The sequence below is a fragment of the Rhizobium sp. YS-1r genome (assembly GCF_000757525.1).
Classification (GTDB): domain Bacteria; phylum Pseudomonadota; class Alphaproteobacteria; order Rhizobiales; family Rhizobiaceae; genus Neorhizobium; species Neorhizobium petrolearium.
In genome coordinates this window covers 30,649-52,881 of record NZ_JPYQ01000019.1, presented here as the reverse complement: position 1 = coordinate 52,881, position 22,233 = coordinate 30,649, and the positions used below count along the sequence as shown (strand labels likewise).

Sequence of the window (22,233 nt, the reverse complement as noted above, 5' to 3'; positions counted from 1 at the left end):
CGTTCTCTCGGGGTGTCCAGCCCCTACAGGTGATCATCTCGCCTCGCTGCGTGGTCTTGTTCACGCCCGTCTTTTCGGGACAGGCTCACCACTTGCACGGCTCAACCGAACCTGACCCGGCGGCCAGGGGGAGGCTTGATAGGAGCGCCTGCCTTTCGGCCTGCGCTCCATGGTTTTCACCTCTTCCACCTTCCCCGCACGTTACGGTTCAAATGGAAGCGCCGGCTCCCGCCTGCCCGCGAACGTCTCGCGAAACACTCCGGCGACGGAAGCGAGGAGATTGTAGACACGGGTTGGAAGAGCGTGAAAGCGAAGGGGCTCAAGACATTGATGTCATTGGAGGAGGGGAGCGTTTCGCGCCTGCTTTGCACATTTCAGGTACGCCGACTGGCTGCATGCCTGCGCGGTGATCAGAGGTTCTGTTTTCCGGAGAATCAGTGCTTTTCAAAAGCAATGCTAATTTATGCATGCTGAAAATTCAGGGGGCATGGCTAACAGCGCGTTAAAACTCGATGACGAAAAGTAGCAATCAGCCAACCCTGTTTGGAACACCCCGTATCTCGCCGTCTCGGAGCCCCCATGACCGATCCAAACTTTAGCGCCGACTTGAAAGACCGCCTGGAATTTGCAGGTCTTGGTGAGGAAGAGCGACGTCACCTTGCCAATCTCCAGCCGATCATCAAGCAGGCCGTGGGAGGTTCGCTTGATGCCTTTTACCAAAAGGTCAAAGCCAATCCTCATACAGCGAAGTTCTTCTCCAACGATGGCCACATCGCCCATGCGAAAAGCCGGCAGGCCAATCATTGGGCAGTCATCGCGTCCGGCAAGTACGACGGCGAGTACGTAAACGCCGTCTCTGCCATCGGCCGCGTTCACGCGCGCCTCGGCCTCGAACCACGCTGGTATATCGGCGGCTATGCGATGGTTCTGGACGGCCTTGTCCGCGCGGTGATCAAGGAAGAAATGAAGGGATTTTTCCAGGACAGGAAGGCAAAGGCCCTTTCCGAAAACCTCACGGCCATCATCAAGGCCGCGCTGATCGACATGGATTACAGCATCTCCGTCTACCTGCAGGCGCTGAATGAAGAACGTGAAAAGGCGGAGGCAGAGCGCGAAAAGGCGAAGGCCGAACAGGACACAGCGCTGGCCGCGCTGGACGGGGCGCTGAAGAGCCTTGCCGACGGCGATCTCACGGCGGAACTCTGGCAGGAACTGGCGCCGCATTTTTCCGCCCTGCGGCAGAACTTCAACTCTTCCGTCGCCGAACTGGATACCGCCATGCGGGAGGTCAATACCTCGGTCGAGCAGGTGCGTGCCGAAGTGGGCGGCATTTCATCGGCTGCCGATAACATGGCCAAACGCACCGAACAGCAGGCATCGGCCCTGGAACAGACCGCGGCGGCGCTCGAAGAGATCACTACTATTGCGACTCAGTCGGCCAAACGCACGCGGGAGGTCCAGACGATCGTTCGGGAGTCGGCAACGGAGACCGTTCGCTCGGGCGAGGTGGTGGAAGAGGCCGTTGCCGCCATGGGCGACATCGAACAATCTTCCCAGAAAATGACCCAGATCATCGGCGTGATCGACGAAATCGCCTTCCAGACCAATCTGCTCGCCTTGAATGCGGGTGTCGAGGCCGCCCGCGCAGGCGAACAGGGCAAGGGTTTTGCGGTCGTCGCCCAGGAAGTGCGCGAGCTTGCCCAGCGCTCAGCAGCTGCTGCCAAGGAGATCAAGGAACTCATCGACCAGTCCTCGGCCGACGTGCACCGGGGCGTCGATCTCGTCAACCAGACGGGCCAGGCCCTTGTAGGCCTTGGAGGGCGAGTAAAGTCCATCGACGAACATATCAACTCCATTGCGCAATCGGCGCAGGAGCAGGCGTCGGGCATCAACGAGATCAATTCCGCAATCCGCAGCATGGATCAGATCACCCAGCAGAATGCAACACTGATGGAAGAGACCAATGCGACGGCCCAGAGCCTGGTCGGCATCAGCAACCGCCTCGCTTCGCTTGTCGCCCGATTCAAGACGAAGGGCGCCCGGGACATGCGCATGGAGCGGCCGCGCCTTCGAGCCTGATCTTCGAAATCCACATGGACCGGCCGGTCCCGGTCGGTTAGTGTCGGCCAATTTCCAAGGGGAGATTGCGCCATGACCGACAAGGACCGACCTTCCTGCATCGCCCATTGGGCCGAAGTCGAAAAGCCGACCGAGGGGCATTATCGGGGCGATGACGAACTGATGGGCTTTGGTGCGGCACTTGCCCGGCATTTCGGCCTGACCCGGCTCGGCATCCATCACGAGCGCCTACCGCCCGGCCGCCGTTCCTCCTTCCCGCACGCAGAGAGCCTGGAGGAGGAATTCGTCTACGTCATCGAGGGCACGCCGGATGCCTGGCTGGACGGCGAGATCCATCGGCTGAAACCCGGCGACTCCGTCGGCTTTCCAGCGGGCACGGGGGTTGCTCATACTTTCATCAACAACACCGAAGCCGAAGTGCGGCTGCTGGTGGTCGGGGAAGCCAGCAAGCCGGAGAATCGTATTTTCTATCCGAAGAACCTGGACATGAAGCCGATCCGCTCCGACTGGTGGGATGATGCACCGGTACGCCCGCTTGGGAGGCATGACGGCATGCCCGATGCGGTGCGCGCCTGGAAGGCGGCGAAGGAAGCCAGCGATGAGTGACGAGGAAAGGCTGGTGAAGCTCGAGGAGCTTGCCGCCCATCAGGCCAAGGTGATCGAGGAACTGTCCGACCAGGTCGCCGGCCAATGGAAGGCGCTCGAGCAGGCCCGCATCAAGCTCGACCGGTTGACGGAGCGGTTCCTGGAGCTGGAGGAAGCCTCGAGGGAAGCGGCGCCGGTCACCAGGCCGCCACATTACTGAGGCGCTCAGGCGGCGGCGCGGCGAAACCGTTTCAGCGCCACATATTCCCATAGGGCGACGACAAGCAGGATCGTGCTCGCGAGTACCTGCGTGAGGAAATTCGCGATGAAGGGAACGAGCAGGAAGCAGGCGGCAAGCAGGATGATGCCGGTGACGTGCGAATAGGGGACGTAGCGTGAGGCCATGGTCTTCATCAAGGTCGTGCCGCCGAGAAACAGGATAGGGCCGCCGAGCAGCGCGAGAGCATGACTATACGATCCCGTTTCTTCGGGATGCGACAGGCTGAAATCCTCGCCGACCGCCGTCAGGATGATCCCTGCGACGATTGGCAGATGGCCGTAGGTGAAGAGCTGCTGGGCGATGATCTGCGGTTCGGCCGTCTCTTCCGCCTTGTCGGCGGCACGCTCCTGTCCGTCGTGGAAATAGATCCACCACATGAGCACTGTGGACAAAAATGCGCAGAGCAGGACCAGCGACGTGGCTTCGATCTCCAGATGGCCGGAGGCATTCTTGCCGGTGGTGATGATGGTCTCGCCAAGCGCGATGATGACGAACAACGCGCAACGTTCGGCGAGGTGTTCTCCGCTGATATCAAGCGTTTCCTGAGGCGAGGGACCGAGCCTCGGCAACCAGTAGCGCAGCACCGGACCGATATATTCGATGGCAAGTGCTGCAATCCACAGGATGACGCGCAGGCGCGGTTCCGAAAGACCGCCGGCGATCCAAAGGACGCTCGACAGAAAGAGCCAGACGGTGATCCTGAGGAGGGTCATGAACGAGGCGGTATCGCCCGCCTGCCGGAAGGCATAGAGCGCGAACAGCGAGCGGCCGATCTGCATCGCCGAATAGGCGAGCGCGAAGGCAAGGCCCATATCGGTAAAGGCGCGGGGAAGCGTGATCGCCAGCACGATGCCGAGGAACATCATGGCAAAGAGCAGCAGCCGGACCGGCGTGATCTCCGTGTTCAGGAGGTTGGTGATCCATGTCGTGTGAATCCAGACCCACCATAGCGCGAAGATGAAGAGAAACGTCTCGGCGGCGATGCCGAACGTGAAATCGGCGGCAAGCGTCTCGGAGAGCTGGATCAGCGCGAACACGAAAACCAGATCGAAGAAGAGCTCCGGAAAGCTCGCCCTGGTGGCTTCCTGGTCGTCCTGCCGAAGCCATTGTTGTCCGCTCTCGGTCATGCGAGCTCCCTGCGCTGGATAACCGAGGTAGATAGGGCGCTGGTCCGGACGCAGGAGGGGCAACCGTGAAAGTCGAAACGATTGACCAATGCCAACGAGGAAGCGCCTGGATATCTGGAGATCGAAAACGCGTTGGAACGGGCCACCAGCACGCTGATGGCGCTCGGTGGTTATGCCTGCAGCTGGGCAAGGCGCGGCCGCCTGCCTCTTTCTCTTCGCGATGGTACTCGCGAGTTCGTCCATCCAGTCGCCGGCATGAACGGAAAACGCCGGCCCTTTGGGGACCGGCGTATTTTCTTCAGTTCTGGTTTCGAACTCAGTTGTCGAAGAATTCCTTCATCCTGGCAAAGAAGCCGGTGGATTCCGGATTGTTCTCCTTCGACGAGAGGGATTCGAATTCCTGCAGGAGTTCGCGCTGCCGCTTGGTGAGCTTTTGCGGCGTCTCGATCTGGATCTGGATATAGAGATCGCCCGTCTGGCTGGATCTCAACACCGGCATCCCCTTGCCCTTCAGGCGGAACTGCTTGCCGGGCTGCGTGCCTTCCGGCACCGTGACGCGGGATTTCGTTCCGTCGAGCGTCGCCACGTCGAACGTGCCGCCAAGGGCTGCCGTCGTCATGGAGATCGGCACGGCGCAATAAAGGTCCGCCCCGTCCCTTTGGAAGAACTGGTGCGGCTTCACCGACAGGAAGATGTAGAGGTCCCCCGCGGGACCGCCGCGCGTGCCGGCTTCCCCTTCACCCTGCAGGCGGATGCGGGTGCCGTCTTCGATGCCGGCCGGGATGTTGACCGACAGAGAACGCTCTTCGGTCACGCGGCCCTGGCCGTGGCACTTGGTGCAGGGATCGGTAATCGTCTGGCCGCGGCCGTGGCAGGTCGGGCAGGTGCGTTCGACCGAGAAGAAGCCCTGGCTTGCACGCACGCGGCCCGAGCCCTGGCAGGTGGGGCAGGTCTTCGGCTGCGTGCCGGGTTTGGCGCCCGAACCGGAGCAGACATCGCAGGTGATCGAGGTCGGAACCCTGATCTGCGCCGTCTTGCCGGTAAAGGCTTCTTCCAGCGAAATTTCCATATTGTAGCGAAGGTCGGCGCCGCGCTCGCGACCGCCGGCCGAGCGCCGGGCACGCCCGCCGCCCATCATCTCGCCGAAGATGTCTTCGAAGATATCGGAGAAGCCGCCGGCCGAGGAGAAGCCGGCCCCGCCGCCGCCGAAGCCGCCGCCCATTCCGCCCTGCTCGAAGGCGGCATGGCCGAATCGGTCGTAGGCCGCGCGCTTCTGGGGATCCTTCAAGGTCTCGTAGGCCTCGTTGATCTCCTTGAACTTCTTTTCGGCCTCGGCATCATCCGGGTTCTTGTCCGGGTGATATTTCATGGCAAGCTTACGGAAGGCACTCTTCAGTTCCTTCTCGTCAGCCGTTCTGCCGACACCCAGCGTTTCATAAAAGTCTGCTTTTGCCATGGAGGTAACCGGCTCCGGAAAGGATTCCGGCTGCACGAAGGCAGCCGGATACACTGTCAACTATGGTCGAGGTCTTGCCATCAGGCAACCGGCTATCAGGCGGACTTCTTGTCGTCCTTCACTTCCTCGTAGTCGGCATCGACGACGTCGTCGTCCTTGCCGCCTTCGGAGGAAGCGTCTTCCGCCTGCTGAGCCTCATAGATGGCCTGACCAAGTTTCATGGACACTTCCATCAGGGTCTGCGTCTTCGCCTGGATGTCGTCTGCATCCGGCTCGGAAGCCTCGACGGCAGTCTTCAGGGCAGCGATGGCGTCCTCAATGGCCTTGCGGTCGGTCTCGGAGACCTTGTCGCCGTATTCCGAAAGCGACTTTTCGGTCGAATGGATCAGGCTCTCGGCCTGATTCTTGGCTTCGACCGCGGCGCGGCGCTTCTTGTCGGCTTCGGCGTTCGCTTCGGCGTCCTTGACCATCTTCTCGATCTCGGCGTCGGAGAGACCGCCAGAGGCCTGGATGCGGATCTGCTGCTCCTTCCCGGTGCCCTTGTCCTTGGCGGAAACCTGCACGATGCCGTTGGCGTCGATGTCGAAGGTGACTTCGATCTGCGGCATGCCGCGCGGAGCCGGCGGAAGACCGACGAGGTCGAACTGGCCGAGCAGCTTGTTGTCGGCGGCCATTTCACGCTCGCCCTGCGACACGCGGATCGTCACGGCCTGCTGGTTGTCCTCGGCGGTCGAGAAGACCTGGGACTTCTTGGTCGGGATCGTCGTATTGCGGTCGATCAGGCGGGTGAAGACGCCTCCAAGCGTTTCAATTCCGAGAGACAGCGGGGTCACGTCGAGGAGCAGAACGTCCTTGACGTCGCCCTGCAAAACGCCGGCCTGGATCGCGGCGCCCATGGCGACCACTTCATCCGGGTTGACGCCCTTGTGCGGCTCCTTGCCGAACAGCTGCTTGACGACTTCCTGCACCTTCGGCATGCGGCTCATGCCGCCGACGAGAACCACTTCGTCGATTTCGGCGGCGGTGACGCCGGCATCCTTGAGCGCTGCCTTGCACGGAGCAACGGTCCGCTGGATGAGGTCGTCGACCAGGCTTTCGAACTTGGCGCGGGTGAGCTTCATCGTCAGGTGCTTCGGACCGGAAGCGTCGGCCGTGATGAACGGCAGGTTGATTTCGGTCTGCTGCGAGGACGAGAGCTCGATCTTGGCCTTTTCGGCAGCTTCCTTGAGTCGCTGCAGGGCAAGCTTGTCGTTCTTGAGATCGATGCCGTTGTCCTTCTTGAACTCGGCTGCGAGATATTCGACGAGGCGCATGTCGAAGTCTTCACCACCGAGGAAGGTGTCGCCGTTGGTAGACTTCACTTCGAAGACGCCATCGCCGATTTCCAGCACGGAGATATCGAAGGTGCCGCCGCCAAGGTCGTAGACGGCGATCGTCTTGCCGTCCTTCTTGTCGAGGCCATAGGCGAGGGCCGCCGCGGTCGGCTCGTTGATGATGCGCAGAACGTCGAGACCGGCGATCTTGCCGGCATCCTTGGTGGCCTGGCGCTGGGCGTCGTTGAAGTAGGCCGGAACGGTGATGACGGCCTTTTCGACCTTCTCGCCGAGATAGGATTCGGCGGTTTCCTTCATCTTCTGAAGAACCATCGCGGAAATCTGCGACGGAGAATACTTTTTGCCCTGGGCTTCGACCCAGGCGTCGCCATTGTCGCCCTTGACGATATGATAAGGAACCAGGCCCTTGTCCTTTTCGACGGTCGGGTCTTCGTAGCGGCGGCCGATCAGGCGCTTGACAGCAAAAAGCGTGTTCGTCGGGTTGGTGACTGCCTGGCGCTTTGCCGGCTGGCCGACGAGGCGCTCGCCATCATCGGTGAATGCGACCATGGAGGGCGTGGTGCGTGCGCCTTCAGCGTTTTCGATCACCTTCGCATCCTTGCCGTCCATGATGGCGACGCAGGAATTGGTGGTGCCGAGGTCGATGCCAATTACTTTTGCCATTTCTTCTCTCTCCTTTAAGCGAACCGTCGGAACCCCGTTCAGGCATTCCCTTGACAGTTCCTCGACTGGGATGGTCTTTCAGATTTCGCAGCACCAGCTGCGGTCATGCCGCGTATATAAGGACGGGTTTTTCCGACTGCAAGGCGAGAAATCGCCTGTATCTCAGCAAATATAAGACTTTGCTCCATCCTTTTGCGAGCGCGCTTCACTGGCCCATGAGGATGTCGAAGAGCGTCGTCTGTCGCGGCTGGCCGGTGGAGCCTGTGGCGCCGACCTCACCGGGTGGAACGGGGCCGCCGCCGACTTCCCCGGGTGGAACGGGAGCGGGCGCGTCATAGGGGCCGCGATACTGACGGTAGTCGCGCCCCGGCACATCGGCAGGCGGCACGAGATTGCCATAGGTGGGGTCCTTGTAGGGGGTGCGCTCGACGGAGGCGGAGTCCTGGGCGGGAGGCCTTGGCGCCGGCGGATAATCGGGAGGAAGTTCCTCCTGCGCACGGCGGGCGGATCCGGGAAGGATGCCGGAAATAATGTCTCCGATCGTCGTCGGCTCGGACGCCGGCTGGGCTGCGGGAGGCGGCAGGACAAGCCCGCGGCCGGTGGCGAAGAGCGGCGTCGGCGTATAACCCTTCATCGCCGCCGTCATGTATTCCTTCCAGGCCCTGGCCGGCAATCCGCCGCCCGTCACCTTCTTCATGTAGGCGCCGTCATCGTTGCCGAACCACACGCCCGTCGTCATGATGCTGGTATAGCCGACGAAAAGCGCGTCACGGAACGATTGGGTCGTGCCGGTCTTGGCGGCGGCCTGCCATCCGTCCAGCCGCGCTGCTCTGCCGGTGCCCTCGTTGATGACGCGATTCATCATGCTGTTCATCGTTGCCGCCACGGGTTCGCTCAAGACGCGCGGCGGATTGGTGTAATCGGCCTCGTACAAAACCTTTCCGTCGGTATCGAGAATGCGTTTGACGATATGCGGGGTCGCCTTGTAGCCGCCGTTCATGAAGGAGGCGTAAGCCGAGGTGAGCTCGACCAGCGACACTTCCGATGTGCCGAGCGCGATCGAGGCATTGGCCTGCAGGTCGGAATCGATCCCCAGCCGATGTGCGAGGCTCACCACGTTCTCCGGTCCGACTTCCATGACGAGCTGCGCGGCAATCGTATTGAGCGACTGCGCAAGCGCCGACGCCAGCGTGACATCGCCGCGATATTTCTCGTCGAAGTTCTCAGGCGTCCATTTGCCGATCTTCACCGGCGCGTCGTTACGGATGGAATCCGGCCGGGCGCCTGCCTCCAATGCTGCGGCATAGACAAAGGGCTTGAAGGCCGAGCCCGGCTGGCGCTTCGCCTTGACCGCACGGTTGAACTGGCTTTCCGCATAATCCCGGCCGCCGACCAGCGCGCGGATCGCGCCCGTCGCGTCGACAGAAACGAGGGCCGCCTGCGATGCATTGAGCTTGCCGCCTTCCTTCTTCAGGACATCGTTCAATGCCTTCTCGGCGGCTTCTTCAAGCCTGAGGTCGACCGTGGTCTCCACGACAATGTCGACCTTCGGTTCACCGATCAGGCCCTTCACTTCGTCGACGACCATGTCGGCTGCATAGTGCTGCGCACCGGACCAGTAGCTTTTCGCCTTGGCCGGCGGTTGCGACATGGCGGTTTTGAGGTCGCTGTCGGTGATATACCCTTCTTCGCGCATGGCGCCGAGCACGACCTGGGCACGGGCTTCCGCTGCCTGCGGATCGCGGGCAGGCGACAGGCGGGAAGGCGCTTTGAGAAGGCCGGCGAGCGTTGCGGCTTCGCCGAGATTCACGTCGCGGGCGGATTTGTTGAAATAGCGCCGGGAGGCTGCTTCCACGCCGTAGGCATTCGAACCGAAGAAGACGCGGTTCAGATACATGGCAAGAATCTGGTCCTTGCTGAACTTGTGCTCCAGCCAGAACGAGAGCAGCACTTCCTGTATCTTGCGCTCGAAAGTGCGCTCCGGCGACAGGAAAAGGTTTTTGGCGAGCTGCTGGGTGATGGTCGAACCGCCCTGGATCGGCTGGCCTGTCAGATTGTTGACAAGCGCGCGCGCAAGGCCGAACGGATCGACGCCGAAATGGGAATAAAAGCGCCTGTCCTCGATGGCGATTACCGCCTGCGGCAGGTAGGGCGACATTTCCTCGAGCGCCAGCGCCTCGCCGCCGGTCGAACCGCGGTTGGCGATGACGGAGCCGTCGATCGCCGTGATCTTCATGTTCGGTGGACGGTCCGGGATTGACCATGTGCTGGCGGCCGGCATCTGCGCCCCATAATAAAGGACAAGGCCGCCGACGCCTATGCCGCCCCAGATCGCAAGTACGATGCACCAGTAGACGAGGGAACGCAGTGGGCCGAAGAAGCCGCCGCCTCCCCGGCGTTGAGACGCCTTCCTGCGGGAGGGGCGAGGACGTTCCGGGCGCTCGGCGCGGTCGTCTTCTCTTTCCGCTTTCGGCGGACGTCTGACAGGCCGTCCCGTGCCCAGGATACGCTCGTCCGCGTCGAGACGGATATCGTCACGCGCCCGCGGGCCCTCGAAGGACGGTTCAACGCGCCTGTCTGATCTGCCTCTGGCTGCCATGATGAGCCGGCGTACCCCCGTTACTCGCCTGTCAAAACAGGCCGTTACTCGATTGTCCGATCGCCCGGGCCTTCGCTGGACTCTAAATGCGGCGATTTAAGGAGGGGTAAAGGAAGGTTCTTTCACCACTCCAGCCATGAGAAGCTTGACATCGGTTCCGATTCATGAGAACAAAAAGAGAACAAAGGAGTTACCGCAAAGGAAATTAAGGATGACCAGAGCCGAACAGGTGATTGAGCGCGCCATGGCCGCCGTTGCGGCATCCCGGGCAATCCGCGAGACGGAGGCGGAGCGTCGGCGCGAGATATTCCAGAAGATTCAGGTCGCCAGCCAGCGTAAACCGAATATTCCGAAAGGTATCCAGCTTCCACTGGACCTGCATTGAGGCATCCGGGAGTTGTTTCCGGGTGGAAGTTCGGAGTTTTACTTCCCTCACCTTAAAAAAGCCGCTTCTGTATGGAAAATGCGGGCAGGGTCCGTGTTGTGATGGACTCCGCCCTGGAGGAGGGGAGGAAATGTACAAGATCGTCGAGGCGGTCGTCCGCAAAGGGGACGAGTTTGTTCCCGTTGGGCTTGTCAGTATCAAGCAGGCCCTTGAGATGCCCGAAAAGCCACCGTTTGAATTCAGCCATCCGGCTTATGAAGCCGGAAAGACGAATATATTCGTGAACCGCGAAACCCTTTCGAAATTGATGTAATTGGCTCGGCGCGAGCGACGGAGCAGGGAAAACGGCAGGATAATGGCACTCGAAGACGAAAATTCGTGATTTCGGGTTCATTGCATTGCGGGGTAACCTGCTCTCGCAATCACAGCGAAAGGAGAGTGACATGAAGACATTTCTCGTAATCGCCGCAGTGCTTGGTCTGTCGTCATCCGCAGCCCTTGCGGAATGCCCCAACCATAATGTGACGGCCTCCGCGAAGGTGGACAGGGAGGTTACCACGGCGAGCATCGCAATTCCGGCAACGGGCGCGCACAATGAGCAGGCTGCGGTGCTGAAGCGCCGGCAGGCCGAAGGACAGAAGACCGAAGCCACCGAATAGTCGCCGCCCGCGCCGGCCCCCCGCACGGCGCGGGTTCATCGTGCTTGCGGGAGAAACCGGCCGTCCCGCCCGGGTGCCGTCTCCAAAAGGAGATGGCCATGGGCAGAAAATCCTCGCGATGCCGGCTTGACGCAAGCAGGGCCGCAGAGCATGCCGCGCGCAAAAGTGTGCAGCGGTTTGCGATAACGATAGGCGGAAAACAGGGAGCTGAAGCGGGTCAAGCGAATCTGGAAGATCGCGGCGTGCTCTAGGTAGAAATCCCTACGCGTCTACCCTAATAATCTACCCCTCTTTAATTGTTGTTGCCAATTTATTAGGAAAGTCTCACGTTAGGTGGCCTTCGGTCCGAGACCTTGTCGCTCCTCGGGTGACGGCAAGTTCGACGCAAGTCTGTCGCAAAAAGCCGCCGATGATCGTCTCCGGTTTTCGTTGCGAAACAGGCCGAAGGGATATGTTTGCCGATCGGACGAGATGTAGCGAGGTCCTATGTCTGCACATTCGATGTCTACACAAATGATCCGCAAGCCTGTCAATCCGGATCAGCTCAACCTGCTGCAGCAGGTTTTTGACCAGGCCTGCGCCGAGCACCGGATCGACAAGACCAGCCCCGACGCCGAAGCGCTCGCGCTGATCCTCGTGAACTCCCTGCAAAAAGGCTCGGATGACAAGGAAAAGCTGGCGGCATTAGCCGAGGCCCTGGCCAAAAGCCGGTAGGCTCTTTTCCTGAAAAGAGGAACCTATCCGGCCTTCCGCAGTTGACCGATCTCTCGATCAACCCACAAGGAGGCCGGTATGGCAGAGCCAGTCAGAAATAGGTCGTCTTTCGACCACGAGCCCAGCGAAGACTTCGGCAACGAGATTGCAACCCTGCGCTCCGAGATCGCCAGCCTGCGCGAGCTTTTCGCTGAAAAGACCGGCATGGCCTACGGCAAGATCGCAGAACGTGCCAGCGGTGCGGCAAGTTACGTCCAGCACGAGGCCTCTTCGGTCGCAGGCACGATCAGGGAACATCCTGCCGCCACGACCACCCTCTTTACTCTGATCGGCGCGATCGGCTTTGCGATCGGTTATGTCGTCGCGACCGCCGCGGCCGACAGCAAACAGGCGTGGTACCGTCGTTATATCAACGACCGCTTCTAGCAAAAGAGGAAGTCGTTTCCGGATGGCAGGTGCGGAAAGACCGGAAACTGAAAGCGTGGCCCGTGACGCGGCGCGCTTTCAGGAGGTTGCTTCGCCGTTCGATGCCGGGTCCTGGCTGACATCGACCCAGATTGCTCCGGTCAGGTCCGCCATTCGGTCCGGGCTGATACAGACGGCGGCGTTGATCGCGCCCGCCGCCGGCACGACTTCGGAAAATTTTCGGAGCGAGACGTCGCAATAGACCGGCACCGGCGTTGCAAGTCCGAACGGGCAGACGCCGCCGACCGGATGGCTGGTGATCGCCATGACCTCTTCGCTGCCGAGCATCCGCGGCTTTGCGCCGAAACGATCCCGGAATTTCCGGTTGTCGAGCCGGCTTGTGCCTGACATGACGACAAGCGCCGTCGATTCGCCCGCGCGCACGCAGATCGTCTTGGCGATCTGTTCAGGTGCCACGCCATGGGCTTCGGCAGCAAGCGCCACCGTGGCGGAACTTTCCTCGGTGACGATGACTTCGATATCGGGAGCGCGGGTGGCGAAGAAGGCGCGGACGGATTCGAGACTCATGAGCGAAACATGGCCCAGGAAAAGGCGTATCGCAAGCAAGGAAGAAAGCTATGCAATTCTTGCATTGCTGCGGTGCAAAATTTTGGCTGTTTTTTGAGCTTCAATCCTGTATAACCAAATCATCGACGGGCGCACTCCTCCTCCCGAGCGCCCACGATGGGACCAGCAACACCTCCTCCTCCCGGTTGTTGGTCAGTTTCAGAAGCCCGGCGCACCTCCTCCCGCGCCGGGCTTTCTGCTTTTGGCGAAGCTGACGGCTTGTTATTTCAAGACATCTGCAAGTGTCAGCCGGCCTTGACGCGTGCCGCTGCGGGCACTAAATCCTCGACTATCGATATTTGTTTGATAGCCAGCACTTGGCTCATTTGCCTCGCCTGCGACGATCTCTCCTTCAAATACGAAACTTTCAACGTTCCCATGCGCCTAGGCGCGGAATAGTCGGTCATTTGCAAGAGAAAGGCATCGTTATGGCGACCGGTACTGTAAAGTGGTTCAACGCAACCAAGGGCTATGGCTTCATTCAGCCGGACGACGGTTCGCAGGACGTCTTCGTTCATATCTCCGCTGTGGAGCGCGCTGGCCTCGGTCAGCTCAAGGACGGGCAGAAGCTCTCCTACGAACTCGTCAGCGACAAGCGTTCGGGCAAGGTTTCGGCGGATCGCCTCCAGGCGGCCTGATCAGCGCGACAACCGACGCTTTTCGAAAGGCCGGCTTGTCCGGCCTTTTTTGATGTTTCCAGTTCGTCTCTTGCAGAAGCTGATGATCATCCCCATCTGTTGCTCAACAGCATTTCCGACGCACCGCATGGTCGGGGCTTGAGAAGGCCTGGCGATGATGTGTGTAACGGCAAATACGGGCGACCGTGCCGTCTCTAAAATGGTTTTCATGTCCGCGTTAACGGAATGTTTTCCATTTGGCGAGACGATGACCGCTGGAGCCGGAGTGATCTTACTGAAGATCGCAAGCGGCCGCGTCGGAAATGCTTGCCCCCATTTCGAGTGACCACGGATGTACTGGCACCGGTGAATGGGGTGGAAAGGTCGGGCTCGCCCGGCCTTTTTGTTTTTCAGACCCTGCCGCTTCCGCGGCAGGGTCTTTTCATGTCTTCGGAGTTACTTCGCAAGCGCTTCGATGATGCGCGCCCAGGAGCGGATGCCCTTGTGGAAGGACTTCAGGTCGTATTTCTCGTTCGGCGAATGAATTCGGTCGTCGCTGAGGCCGAAGCCGACGAGCAGTGACTCCATGCCGAGCATCTTCTGGAAATCCCCGACGATCGGGATCGAGCCGCCGACGCCGACAACGAGCGCCGGCTTCGCCCATTCTTCCGTAAGGGCGGTTTTGGCCTTGGTCAGCACAGGAGAATCATAGGCGAGCTGGATTGCCGGCGAACCGCCATGTTTCAGGAATTCCACCGAGCAATCGGCCGGGATCTTCGAGCGAACATAAGCGCGGAAGCTCTCGCGGATCTTTTCCGGGTCCTGTCCACTGACGAGGCGGCAGGAGACCTTTGCCGATGCCTTCGAGGCGATGACGGTCTTGAACCCCTGACCCTCGTAGCCCCCACTGATGCCGTTGATCTCGCAGGTCGGCCGCGCCCAGAGGAGCTCGAGCAGCGAACGACCCTTTTCGCCGGCGAGTTCGGAAAGACCGACTTCGCCGAGGAAATCGCTGCGGCTGTTGCCCAGCGCTTCCCATGACGACTTGATGTTGGAGGGAGTTTCTTCGACGCCGTCGTAGAAGCCTTCGAGCGTCACGCGACCGGTTTCGTCATGCAGGCCGCCGAGGATCTTCGAGAGAATCTGGATGGGGTTGGCTGCTGCGCCGCCATACATACCGGAATGCAGGTCGCGATTGGCGGCGGTGATGATGACTTCCTCGCCGACCAGGCCGCGCAGCGAGGCTGTAATTGCCGGTGTATCCGCGTCCCACATACCGGTATCACAGACGAGCGCGTAGTCGGCCTTCAGCTCGTCGGCATGAGCTTCGAGGAAAGGCTTCAATGAGGGCGAGCCCGATTCTTCTTCCCCTTCGAAAAGCACGGTAACCCGCACCGGCAGGTTGCCGTGCACGTCCTTGTAGGCGCGGCAGGCCTCCACGAAGGTCAGGAGCTGGCCTTTGTCATCGGAAACGCCGCGACCGGTGACGATCTTGCGGCCGTTGCCGAGGTCCTTGACCTTAGGGTCGAAGGGGTCGTCTTCCCAGAGCTCGATCGGGTCGACCGGCTGCACGTCGTAATGGCCGTAGAAGAGCACGTGCGGCGCATCGGTCCTCGCGCCCGGATGATGGCCGACGACCATGGGATGACCGCTCGTATCGCGCACAGAGGCTTCGAAACCGATATTTTCAAGCTCCGCCACCAGCCATTCGGCCGCCTTGCGACAATCGTCCTTGAAAGCGGGATCGGTGGAGATCGACCGGATGCGGACAAGGCCGAACAGGCGTTCGAGGCTGGCTGTAAGGTTCTGGTCGGCGCGGTCGAGAACGGAGGAAAGATCAGTCATGAAGAGATCCTGTCTTTGAAATGTGAGACCCTGAAGCCTCTCGGAAGCGGGTCTCTTGGAAAACGTGTCAATCGTTACGGCGTCCGACTGTGTTAGCAAGCCTCCGCGGGTCGGCACAATGGCAAAGAGGAAAACTGCGGCCACAGATGGGAAGCCTGCCGGGAGAGGCTAAGGTTTCCGCGCGTTCTCGACGATCATTCGCATGTACTCGATCATCAGCTCCCGTTCGAAGCGCTTGAAGCCGGAAAAAAGGGCGGCATCCGCTTCGGCTGCAGCTTCCACGGCCTGGACCTCGAGATCGCGGCCAAGCTGGGTGAGTGTGATGATCTGCGCCCGGCGATCACCGGGGTGGGGCGCGCGCTGGATGAGCCTATCCCGTTCCATCCGCGAAAGCGTATTCGCAAGCGTCGCCTGCTCCACGTCCAGCCTGTCAAGGAGTTGCTTCTGGGTAAGCCCGTCCTCCTGCCAGAGTTCGAGCAGGACGGGGAATTGGCCCGGGGAGAACCCCAGTGCCATCGACCGGCTCTGCAGGGAGCGTGCAAAACCCTTGGCCAATTGACTGGCCAGATAGGTGGCAGAATGCCGACGGTCGAATGTCATAATCTAGGTCTCCATCCCCTCCCTTGATGCGCCCTTCGAGATGTAAATCCTACAGATATATCGCACGCCATGCTTTCGCCAAGCCTGTGCGAAGACATGCAGGATGACAAGTTTTTCGTTCTCAGGAAAATGAAAAACCGCCATGGCCGGGAGGGGACAGCCATGGCGGTTCTGATGGAGGGGCAAAGACCCGGAGAGGGGGATAGGTCTTTGCCCGGTCTGGTGCGGCGGGGGACAGGCCGGCTGCCAGACTGCGGCGTGATCAATCGCCGGTACACATGAGATGTGAGGCTGAATGCGGCTTTTCAAGGGAACCGTCTATTACAAATCAGTAACGTTCGGGTGAGGATCGGAAGCCGGGCGACAGGCGAAGTTTTCATGGACGGATGAAATGCCTCACGCTATTCCTTTGGCCCATGAAAAAAGGCGATCATCTTTTCCTTGTCGACGGTTCCGGCTTCATCTTCCGTGCGTTCCACGCGTTGCCGCCGCTCACTCGTAAATCCGACGGCCTGCCGGTCGGCGCCGTCTCCGGCTTCTGCAACATGCTCTGGAAGCTGCTGACCGACGCGCGTGACACATCCGTCGGTGTGACGCCGACGCACTTCGCGGTCATCTTCGATTATTCCGCAAAGACCTTCCGCAAGGACATCTATGACGCCTACAAAGCCAACCGGCAGGCGCCGCCCGAAGAGCTCATCCCGCAATTCGGGCTGATTCGCGAGGCCACCCGCGCCTTCAACCTGCCTTGCATCGAGACGGAAGGTTTCGAGGCGGACGACATCATCGCCACCTACGCGCGTCAGGCCGAGGCGATCGGAGCCGACGTGACGGTCGTCTCCTCAGACAAGGATCTGATGCAGCTCGTGACGCCGATGGTCCACATGTACGACAGCATGAAGGACAAGCAGATCGGCATTCCGGACGTCATCGAGAAATGGGGTGTGCCGCCGGAAAAGATGATCGACCTCCAGGCCCTGGTCGGCGATTCGGTGGACAACGTGCCGGGTATTCCGGGCATCGGTCCGAAGACGGCCGCACAGCTTCTCGAGGAATTCGGCGATCTCGATACGCTGCTTGCCCGTGCCGGCGAGATCAAGCAGGTGAAACGGCGGGAAAACATCGTTGCCAATGCCGACCAGGCGCGCTTGTCGCGCCAGCTCGTGTCACTCAGGACCGACGTGCCGCTCGACCTGGCCCTCGATGCGCTGGTGCTGGAGCCGCAGAACGGCCCGAAGCTGATCGCCTTCCTGAAGGCCATGGAGTTCACCACGCTGACCCGGCGCGTGGCGGCGGCCTGCGATTGCAATGCCGAGGAGATCGAACCGGCCGTCCTGAAGATCGAATGGGGAGAGAGGGCCCACGGACCGGATCTCGATGCCGGGGTTCCGGCGAAAGCGCCGATCGATACCGGCGAGGCCGCGGCCGAAGCGCCGGCGAGTCTCCCCAAGGCGGCCGTCGCAAAGGGTGTCGGGGGCGCAACGCCCGCCGAACTGGCGCAGGCCCGCATCGAGGCTTTTGCCAAGGCCAAGCTCGACCCGAGTTGCTATGTGACGGTCCGCGATGTCGAGGTGCTCGACGACTGGATCAGGGCGGCGCAGGAGACCGGCCTTGTCGGCTTCGATACGGAAACCACTTCCCTTGATCCGATGCAGGCGGAACTCGTCGGCTTCTCGCTGGCAATCGCCGACAATACCGATAATCCGACCGGCCTTGCCGTTCGTGCGGCCTATGTGCCGCTGATCCACAAGACGGGAGTGGGTGACCTGCTCGGCGGAGGACTTGCGGAGAACCAGATTCCGACATCCGAGGCGCTTGCCCGCCTGAAACCGCTGCTTGAAGATCCATCGGTCCTCAAAGTTGCCCAGAACCTGAAGTTCGATTATCTGGTGATGAAGCGCCACGGCATCACGGTCGAAAGCTACGACGACACGATGCTGATGTCCTATGTCCTGGAGGCCGGCAAGGCCAACCACGGCATGGACGCGCTTTCGGAACGCTGGCTGAACCACAAGTCGATTGCCTTCAAGGATGTCGCCGGCAGCGGCAAGTCGGGCGTGACTTTTGACTATGTCGACATCGACAAGGCGACAGCCTATGCGGCGGAAGATGCCGATGTGACGCTGCGCCTCTGGATGGTCTTGAAGCCGCAACTGGCTGCCATGGGTCTGACCACCGTCTACGAACGGCTGGAACGGCCGCTGGTCGAAGTCCTGGCGCGCATGGAAGAGCGCGGCATCACGATCGACCGGCAGATCCTCTCGCGCCTTTCCGGCGAGCTTGCCCAGAAGGCGGCTGCTTTCGAAGACGAAATCTATCAGCTCGCGGGCGAGAAGTTCACCATCGGCTCGCCGAAGCAACTCGGTGATATCCTGTTCGGCAAGATGGGCCTGCCGGGCGGAGCCAAGACCAAGACCGGCCAATGGTCGACGTCGGCGAGCGTGTTGGAAGACCTTGCGGCTACAGGCCATGAACTGCCGCGCAAGATCGTCGACTGGCGGCAGCTCACCAAGCTGAAGTCCACCTATACGGATGCGCTGCCGGGCTATGTCCATCCCGAGACGAAACGGGTCCATACCTGTTATTCGCTGGCGTCCACCACGACCGGGCGCCTTTCGTCCTCCGAGCCGAACCTGCAGAACATCCCGGTGCGCACGGCGGAAGGACGAAAAATCCGCACGGCGTTCATTTCGACGCCCGGCCACAAGCTCGTCTCGGCCGACTACAGCCAGATCGAGCTGCGGGTGCTGGCTCATGTCGCCGATATTCCACAATTGCGGCAGGCCTTTTCGGACGGTATCGACATCCATGCCATGACCGCGTCCGAAATGTTCGGCGTGCCGGTGGAAGGCATGCCGAGCGAGGTTCGCCGCCGCGCCAAGGCGATCAATTTCGGCATCATCTATGGCATTTCCGCCTTCGGGCTTGCCAACCAGCTCGGCATCGAACGTTCGGAAGCGGGCGACTACATCAAGAGATATTTCGAGCGCTTCCCGGGCATCCGCGACTATATGGAGAGCACCAAGAGTTTTGCGCGAGAGAACGGCTATGTGGAGACGATCTTCGGCCGCCGGGCGCATTATCCGGAGATCAAGTCCTCCAATCCCTCCGTGCGGGCATTCAACGAACGGGCATCGATCAACGCTCCGATCCAGGGTTCGGCAGCGGATATCATCCGCCGCGCCATGGTGAAGATGGAGCCCGCGCTCGCGAAAGCGGGCCTGTCGGCGCGCATGCTCCTGCAGGTGCACGACGAATTGATCTTCGAAGTCGAGGACGAGGAGATCGAACGGACGCTGCCGGTGATCATTTCGACCATGGAGCAGGCGGCCATGCCGGCGATTGCCATGAAAGTGCCGCTGAAGGTGGATGCGCGTGCGGCGAGCAACTGGGACGAGGCTCACTGAGACGATTGGGCTCAGTGCTCGCGCGGAGAATCCGGGTAGAGGGAGAGGAGTGCCGTCGAAAGCAGTTGGTCGGCATAGGAACGGGCGGAAAGCCGTGCGTCCGCTGTCATTCCCATTTCGTCGCACCTCTGGCGCACGGTCTCCAGCACCAGACTGGCAATGCCGCGGGCATGCCCGACATCGGCATCTTCAGACGTGTCCATGGCCAATGCCAGCGCGGTCATGGAGAGGATTTCGAGAACGACGACACGCGCCTCAAGGTCGGTTGCCGCTCCGGCACGTCGCTGTCCGTCAATCGGTTTGGTCTGATCCATGCTTTGCCCTTTCGCCCACGGGAAAGCAAATAGAGCCATGCGGAGGACTTTAAAGCATTGTTGGAAGGGTTTTCGCGAATTATCTTCCGAACGCAACACAACGATGGAGCGCCTCGACCATGGCCTTGCCTGCCATTTCGATCGAGCCGCTGTTATCGACCGTCATGACCTCATAATCGCCTTCGACCGAAAGCGAGCTACGCTCAAGCCGGCGAAGGATTTCTTCCCGCGTCTCCCGGCCACGTCCCTCCAGACGGGCGGCAAGCACATCGAGGCTCGCTGTCACGTTGATCACGATGAGCCGTGAATATGCCGCCTTGAAACGGCCGAGGGCGGAGCGGGAACCATTGGCAACGACGAGCCATCCCTGGTCGACTGCCTCCTTCGTCTCGACGGGGATGCCGTAGCGTAAGCCATGCGCACCCCAGGACACGGCAAAACGGCCGGCCTTTTCAAGCGCTTCGAATTCGGCTTCCGACACGCTGTCATGGTCCTCGCCGCCGGCGGCTGCATCGCGGGTGATGACCCGCCGCACGAAGATGACTTCGTCGCGCCCCTCGAAGAACCGGGCGGCATAGGCCATCAACGTGTCCTTGCCGGCGCCGCTCGGACCGACGACGGCGACCATGCAGCCACGTGAGACCGGTTCGGCCCCTGTCGGCCTCGCGTCCATCAGGCTACCCGCCGTCCTTCCCGCCAGACCGCTCGGGCGACCGGAACACCCTCCATGCGGTGGACGCGCACGACATCGGCGCGCAGCCCGGTCGCGATCCGGCCGCGATCATCGAGGCCGACGGTGCGGGCCGGCGTCGCGGTCACCATGGCGAGCGCCTTCGGCAGGGCAATGCCTTCCACTTCGTCAGCCAGCACGAAGGGTGCGTGCAGCAGGCTGAGCGGCACGTAATCGGAAGAAAGCACGTCGAGCACGCCCCGTTCGGCGAGATCGCGGGCAGCGATATTGCCGGAGTGGGACTTGCCGCGCACGATGTTCGGGGCGCCCATCAGCACGCTCATGCCGGCCTCGTGCGATGCCTTGGCCGCATCGAAGCTGGTCGGGAATTCCGCGAGCCTGACGCCGTTTTCGATCGCCTCGTCCACATGGGTGAGCGTTGCATCGTCATGGCTTGCGACCGTGATGCCCCGCTCGGCGCAGACTTTGGAGATGGCGCTACGGTGCGGCCCCGAATTGCGGGCCGACTCCCCCTGGCGCTTGGCCACGAAGGCGGCAAAGGCCTCGTCGCTGAGACCCCGCTTCGTCTGGTAATAGAGGGTATACTGGTCCATCGTCTGGAATTGCCGCTGGCCCGGCGCATGATCCATCAGCGAAACAAGCCGGACATGCGGATCGTTCTCGAAATCGACAAAATGCTCCATGCAGTTGTCGGCCGAGACCTCGCAGCGCAGGTGGATGAAGTGTTCCGAACGCAGCCGGCCTTGCCGGCCGGCAGCCTGGATGGCATCGGCCATTTCGCGCATCTCGCCCCTGACAAAGCCGCCGTCTTCATCCGCGCCCATGCGCAGGCAGTCGAAAACGGTGGTGATGCCGGAGGTCGCGACCTGGGCGTCATGCGCCTGGATTGCGGCCGTCGTGTTCCAGCGCACGCCCGGACGGGGCGAATAGTGCTGTTCCAGATGGTCGGTATGCAGCTCGACAAGGCCGGGGATCAGGTAGTCGCCCTCGAAATCCTCGCCGACCCGGACACTGCCTTCGGAAATGTCTGCGATCCTGCCGTCACGGATCTGGATGGTGCCGTGCATCGTGCCGTCCTCCAGCACGATACAGGCATTGGTGAGGACGAGTTCGGCGGTCATGATGCGATCTTTCTATTCTCGGAAACGGGCGCGAGCGGAAGCCAGCGATGGACGGTGAGGGGCGCGCCCCGCTCGGTCTCGATGAAGAGCGCAAGCCCGTCGATCGTGAGCGGCGCGTTTGCAAACTCGGAAAAGCGGCGGTCCAGCTCTTCCCGCATGGCCGGTGCATATTCGGATGGCACCTGACCGGTCAGCGTCATATGGAAGCGGAATTCGTCCATGACGTAAGGATAACCCCAGCGGTCGAGGTTGGCGCGGTGCGTGGCGCTCATGGTCTCCGGTTTGCGCCGCGCGATATCCGCATCCGAAAGCGGAGCGCGGAAAGATTCGAATTCCTCGACGACACGGGCGGCGAAATGCTGGAGATCGGGATAGACCGTGTCGGGAACGAGCGCGAAGAAACGCCCGAGCTGCCCGACGATGACGTTCGGAATGTCGAATGCCGGAGTGTCTGCGGCGAAGCGCTCGACGGCGGCGACCAGTTGCGCCTCGGTCTGGTCCGGATGCAGCTCGAACGGCGCCTTGAGCGTCGCATGGAAGCCGTAGCGGCGCGGATCGGCGGTCAGCTCATGGATAGTGTCCCTGGCCAAACCGCCCGCCTCCGGCGTCGGGAACGTCTCGCCGGTAAAGGCGTCGCGGCCGAGCCACTGCGTCGCCGCTTTCGTCAGCGGATGGGTTTCGGCGGGCGAAAAGTAAAGAGCATAGCGCAAGACAGGATTCCGGAA

21 protein-coding genes are annotated in these 22,233 nt (G+C 61.2%); 10 read left to right on the top strand and 11 right to left on the bottom strand.

Going from position 1 to position 22,233, the window contains the following annotated elements:
- Positions 1 to 579 precede the first annotated feature (579 nt).
- The 3 genes from JL39_RS14290 (at position 580) to JL39_RS14280 (ending at position 2,884) form a co-directional block, all read left to right on the top strand.
- A complete protein-coding gene (locus tag JL39_RS14290) occupies positions 580 to 2,079 on the top strand; it encodes a globin-coupled sensor protein (protein WP_037151599.1) in 1,500 nt (499 codons plus the stop codon).
- Between the two features lie 72 nt (positions 2,080 to 2,151).
- Positions 2,152 to 2,685: a cupin domain-containing protein gene (locus JL39_RS14285; protein ID WP_037151596.1), complete on the top strand. Its 534-nt coding sequence runs from the start codon at positions 2,152 to 2,154 to the stop codon at positions 2,683 to 2,685.
- Positions 2,678 to 2,884 (top strand): SlyX family protein, encoded by a 207-nt coding sequence (locus JL39_RS14280; protein WP_037151594.1) that lies wholly within the window; start codon positions 2,678 to 2,680, stop codon positions 2,882 to 2,884. Before JL39_RS14285 ends, JL39_RS14280 begins: the two co-directional genes overlap by 8 nt.
- Before the next feature lie 5 nt (positions 2,885 to 2,889).
- Here JL39_RS14280 and JL39_RS14275 read toward each other — a convergent pair whose 3' ends face one another.
- The 4 genes from JL39_RS14275 to JL39_RS14260 form a co-directional block, all read right to left on the bottom strand.
- Positions 2,890 to 4,071 carry a low temperature requirement protein A gene (locus JL39_RS14275; protein ID WP_037151591.1) on the bottom strand — a complete coding sequence of 394 codons (1,182 nt, stop codon included), beginning with the start codon at positions 4,069 to 4,071 and terminating at the stop codon, positions 2,890 to 2,892.
- Positions 4,072 to 4,387: 316 nt separating this feature from the next.
- Positions 4,388 to 5,527, bottom strand: a complete 1,140-nt coding sequence (dnaJ, locus tag JL39_RS14270) for a molecular chaperone DnaJ (protein ID WP_037151876.1) — start codon at positions 5,525 to 5,527, stop codon at positions 4,388 to 4,390.
- Between the two features lie 95 nt (positions 5,528 to 5,622).
- Positions 5,623 to 7,524 carry a molecular chaperone DnaK gene (dnaK, locus tag JL39_RS14265; RefSeq protein WP_037151589.1) on the bottom strand — a complete coding sequence of 634 codons (1,902 nt, stop codon included), beginning with the start codon at positions 7,522 to 7,524 and terminating at the stop codon, positions 5,623 to 5,625.
- Positions 7,525 to 7,729: 205 nt separating this feature from the next.
- Positions 7,730 to 10,123, bottom strand: coding sequence for a transglycosylase domain-containing protein (locus tag JL39_RS14260; RefSeq protein ID WP_037151587.1), 2,394 nt, complete (start codon positions 10,121 to 10,123; stop codon positions 7,730 to 7,732).
- Positions 10,124 to 10,334: 211 nt separating this feature from the next.
- On the opposite strand from JL39_RS14260, the gene JL39_RS32155 reads away from it, so the two are divergent.
- The 5 genes from JL39_RS32155 (at position 10,335) to JL39_RS14240 (ending at position 12,307) form a co-directional block, all read left to right on the top strand.
- Positions 10,335 to 10,508, top strand: a complete 174-nt coding sequence (locus JL39_RS32155) for a hypothetical protein (RefSeq protein ID WP_200883955.1) — start codon at positions 10,335 to 10,337, stop codon at positions 10,506 to 10,508.
- A 130-nt stretch (positions 10,509 to 10,638) separates the two neighbouring features.
- Positions 10,639 to 10,821, top strand: a complete 183-nt coding sequence (locus JL39_RS14255; RefSeq protein WP_037151584.1) for a hypothetical protein — start codon at positions 10,639 to 10,641, stop codon at positions 10,819 to 10,821.
- A gap of 130 nt (positions 10,822 to 10,951) precedes the next feature.
- Positions 10,952 to 11,167: a hypothetical protein gene (locus JL39_RS14250; RefSeq protein WP_037151582.1), complete on the top strand. Its 216-nt coding sequence runs from the start codon at positions 10,952 to 10,954 to the stop codon at positions 11,165 to 11,167.
- A gap of 513 nt (positions 11,168 to 11,680) precedes the next feature.
- Complete coding sequence (locus JL39_RS14245) at positions 11,681 to 11,881, top strand: hypothetical protein (RefSeq protein WP_037151578.1); 201 nt, start codon at positions 11,681 to 11,683, stop codon at positions 11,879 to 11,881.
- A gap of 78 nt (positions 11,882 to 11,959) precedes the next feature.
- On the top strand, positions 11,960 to 12,307 hold the full coding sequence (locus tag JL39_RS14240) for a hypothetical protein (RefSeq protein WP_037151575.1): 348 nt from the start codon (positions 11,960 to 11,962) through the stop codon (positions 12,305 to 12,307).
- 78 nt (positions 12,308 to 12,385) lie between these two features.
- Here JL39_RS14240 and JL39_RS14235 read toward each other — a convergent pair whose 3' ends face one another.
- A complete protein-coding gene (locus tag JL39_RS14235) occupies positions 12,386 to 12,874 on the bottom strand; it encodes a YbaK/EbsC family protein (protein ID WP_037151873.1) in 489 nt (162 codons plus the stop codon).
- A gap of 467 nt (positions 12,875 to 13,341) precedes the next feature.
- On the opposite strand from JL39_RS14235, the gene JL39_RS14230 reads away from it, so the two are divergent.
- Complete coding sequence (locus JL39_RS14230) at positions 13,342 to 13,551, top strand: cold-shock protein (RefSeq protein ID WP_037151572.1); 210 nt, start codon at positions 13,342 to 13,344, stop codon at positions 13,549 to 13,551.
- 435 nt (positions 13,552 to 13,986) lie between these two features.
- On the opposite strand, the gene JL39_RS14220 is transcribed toward JL39_RS14230, so the two are convergent.
- A complete protein-coding gene (locus JL39_RS14220; protein ID WP_037151870.1) occupies positions 13,987 to 15,375 on the bottom strand; it encodes a dipeptidase in 1,389 nt (462 codons plus the stop codon).
- A 168-nt stretch (positions 15,376 to 15,543) separates the two neighbouring features.
- On the bottom strand, positions 15,544 to 15,975 hold the full coding sequence (locus JL39_RS14215) for a MarR family transcriptional regulator (RefSeq protein ID WP_037151567.1): 432 nt from the start codon (positions 15,973 to 15,975) through the stop codon (positions 15,544 to 15,546).
- 416 nt (positions 15,976 to 16,391) lie between these two features.
- Between JL39_RS14215 and polA the strand changes: the two genes are divergently transcribed.
- Positions 16,392 to 19,382, top strand: coding sequence for a DNA polymerase I (gene polA / locus JL39_RS14205; RefSeq protein WP_037151562.1), 2,991 nt, complete (start codon positions 16,392 to 16,394; stop codon positions 19,380 to 19,382).
- A gap of 11 nt (positions 19,383 to 19,393) precedes the next feature.
- Here polA and JL39_RS14200 read toward each other — a convergent pair whose 3' ends face one another.
- The 4 genes from JL39_RS14200 to JL39_RS14185 all read right to left on the bottom strand — a co-directional run bounded on the left by JL39_RS14200 (position 19,394) and on the right by JL39_RS14185 (position 22,218).
- Positions 19,394 to 19,696 carry a hypothetical protein gene (locus JL39_RS14200; RefSeq protein ID WP_037151559.1) on the bottom strand — a complete coding sequence of 101 codons (303 nt, stop codon included), beginning with the start codon at positions 19,694 to 19,696 and terminating at the stop codon, positions 19,394 to 19,396.
- Between the two features lie 79 nt (positions 19,697 to 19,775).
- Positions 19,776 to 20,369 (bottom strand): phosphonate metabolism protein/1,5-bisphosphokinase (PRPP-forming) PhnN, encoded by a 594-nt coding sequence (gene phnN / locus JL39_RS14195; RefSeq protein WP_037151557.1) that lies wholly within the window; start codon positions 20,367 to 20,369, stop codon positions 19,776 to 19,778.
- Positions 20,369 to 21,508: an alpha-D-ribose 1-methylphosphonate 5-triphosphate diphosphatase gene (locus tag JL39_RS14190; protein ID WP_037151554.1), complete on the bottom strand. Its 1,140-nt coding sequence runs from the start codon at positions 21,506 to 21,508 to the stop codon at positions 20,369 to 20,371. The genes phnN and JL39_RS14190 overlap by 1 nt, the downstream gene beginning before the upstream one ends.
- Positions 21,505 to 22,218 (bottom strand): DUF1045 domain-containing protein, encoded by a 714-nt coding sequence (locus tag JL39_RS14185; protein WP_037151552.1) that lies wholly within the window; start codon positions 22,216 to 22,218, stop codon positions 21,505 to 21,507. Before JL39_RS14185 ends, JL39_RS14190 begins: the two co-directional genes overlap by 4 nt.
- Positions 22,219 to 22,233 lie beyond the last annotated feature (15 nt).

Excerpts from the sequence above, each read along its gene's own strand:
- JL39_RS14290 (WP_037151599.1), top strand. The coding sequence starts at position 580 with ATGACCGATCCAAACTTTAGCGCCGACTTGAAAGACCGCCTGGAATTT.
- JL39_RS14215 (WP_037151567.1), bottom strand. The coding sequence starts at position 15,975 with ATGACATTCGACCGTCGGCATTCTGCCACCTATCTGGCCAGTCAATTG.
- dnaK (WP_037151589.1), bottom strand. The coding sequence starts at position 7,524 with ATGGCAAAAGTAATTGGCATCGACCTCGGCACCACCAATTCCTGCGTC.
- JL39_RS14240 (WP_037151575.1), top strand. The coding sequence starts at position 11,960 with ATGGCAGAGCCAGTCAGAAATAGGTCGTCTTTCGACCACGAGCCCAGC.
- JL39_RS14230 (WP_037151572.1), top strand. The coding sequence starts at position 13,342 with ATGGCGACCGGTACTGTAAAGTGGTTCAACGCAACCAAGGGCTATGGC.
- dnaJ (WP_037151876.1), bottom strand. The coding sequence starts at position 5,527 with ATGGCAAAAGCAGACTTTTATGAAACGCTGGGTGTCGGCAGAACGGCT.
- JL39_RS14250 (WP_037151582.1), top strand. The coding sequence starts at position 10,952 with ATGAAGACATTTCTCGTAATCGCCGCAGTGCTTGGTCTGTCGTCATCC.
- JL39_RS14220 (WP_037151870.1), bottom strand. The coding sequence starts at position 15,375 with ATGACTGATCTTTCCTCCGTTCTCGACCGCGCCGACCAGAACCTTACA.
- JL39_RS14275 (WP_037151591.1), bottom strand. The coding sequence starts at position 4,071 with ATGACCGAGAGCGGACAACAATGGCTTCGGCAGGACGACCAGGAAGCC.
- JL39_RS14260 (WP_037151587.1), bottom strand. The coding sequence starts at position 10,123 with ATGGCAGCCAGAGGCAGATCAGACAGGCGCGTTGAACCGTCCTTCGAG.
- polA (WP_037151562.1), top strand. The coding sequence starts at position 16,392 with ATGAAAAAAGGCGATCATCTTTTCCTTGTCGACGGTTCCGGCTTCATC.
- JL39_RS32155 (WP_200883955.1), top strand. The coding sequence starts at position 10,335 with ATGACCAGAGCCGAACAGGTGATTGAGCGCGCCATGGCCGCCGTTGCG.
- JL39_RS14285 (WP_037151596.1), top strand. The coding sequence starts at position 2,152 with ATGACCGACAAGGACCGACCTTCCTGCATCGCCCATTGGGCCGAAGTC.
- phnN (WP_037151557.1), bottom strand. The coding sequence starts at position 20,369 with ATGGACGCGAGGCCGACAGGGGCCGAACCGGTCTCACGTGGCTGCATG.
- JL39_RS14235 (WP_037151873.1), bottom strand. The coding sequence starts at position 12,874 with ATGAGTCTCGAATCCGTCCGCGCCTTCTTCGCCACCCGCGCTCCCGAT.
- JL39_RS14255 (WP_037151584.1), top strand. The coding sequence starts at position 10,639 with ATGTACAAGATCGTCGAGGCGGTCGTCCGCAAAGGGGACGAGTTTGTT.
- JL39_RS14190 (WP_037151554.1), bottom strand. The coding sequence starts at position 21,508 with ATGACCGCCGAACTCGTCCTCACCAATGCCTGTATCGTGCTGGAGGAC.
- JL39_RS14200 (WP_037151559.1), bottom strand. The coding sequence starts at position 19,696 with ATGGATCAGACCAAACCGATTGACGGACAGCGACGTGCCGGAGCGGCA.
- JL39_RS14245 (WP_037151578.1), top strand. The coding sequence starts at position 11,681 with ATGATCCGCAAGCCTGTCAATCCGGATCAGCTCAACCTGCTGCAGCAG.
- JL39_RS14280 (WP_037151594.1), top strand. The coding sequence starts at position 2,678 with ATGAGTGACGAGGAAAGGCTGGTGAAGCTCGAGGAGCTTGCCGCCCAT.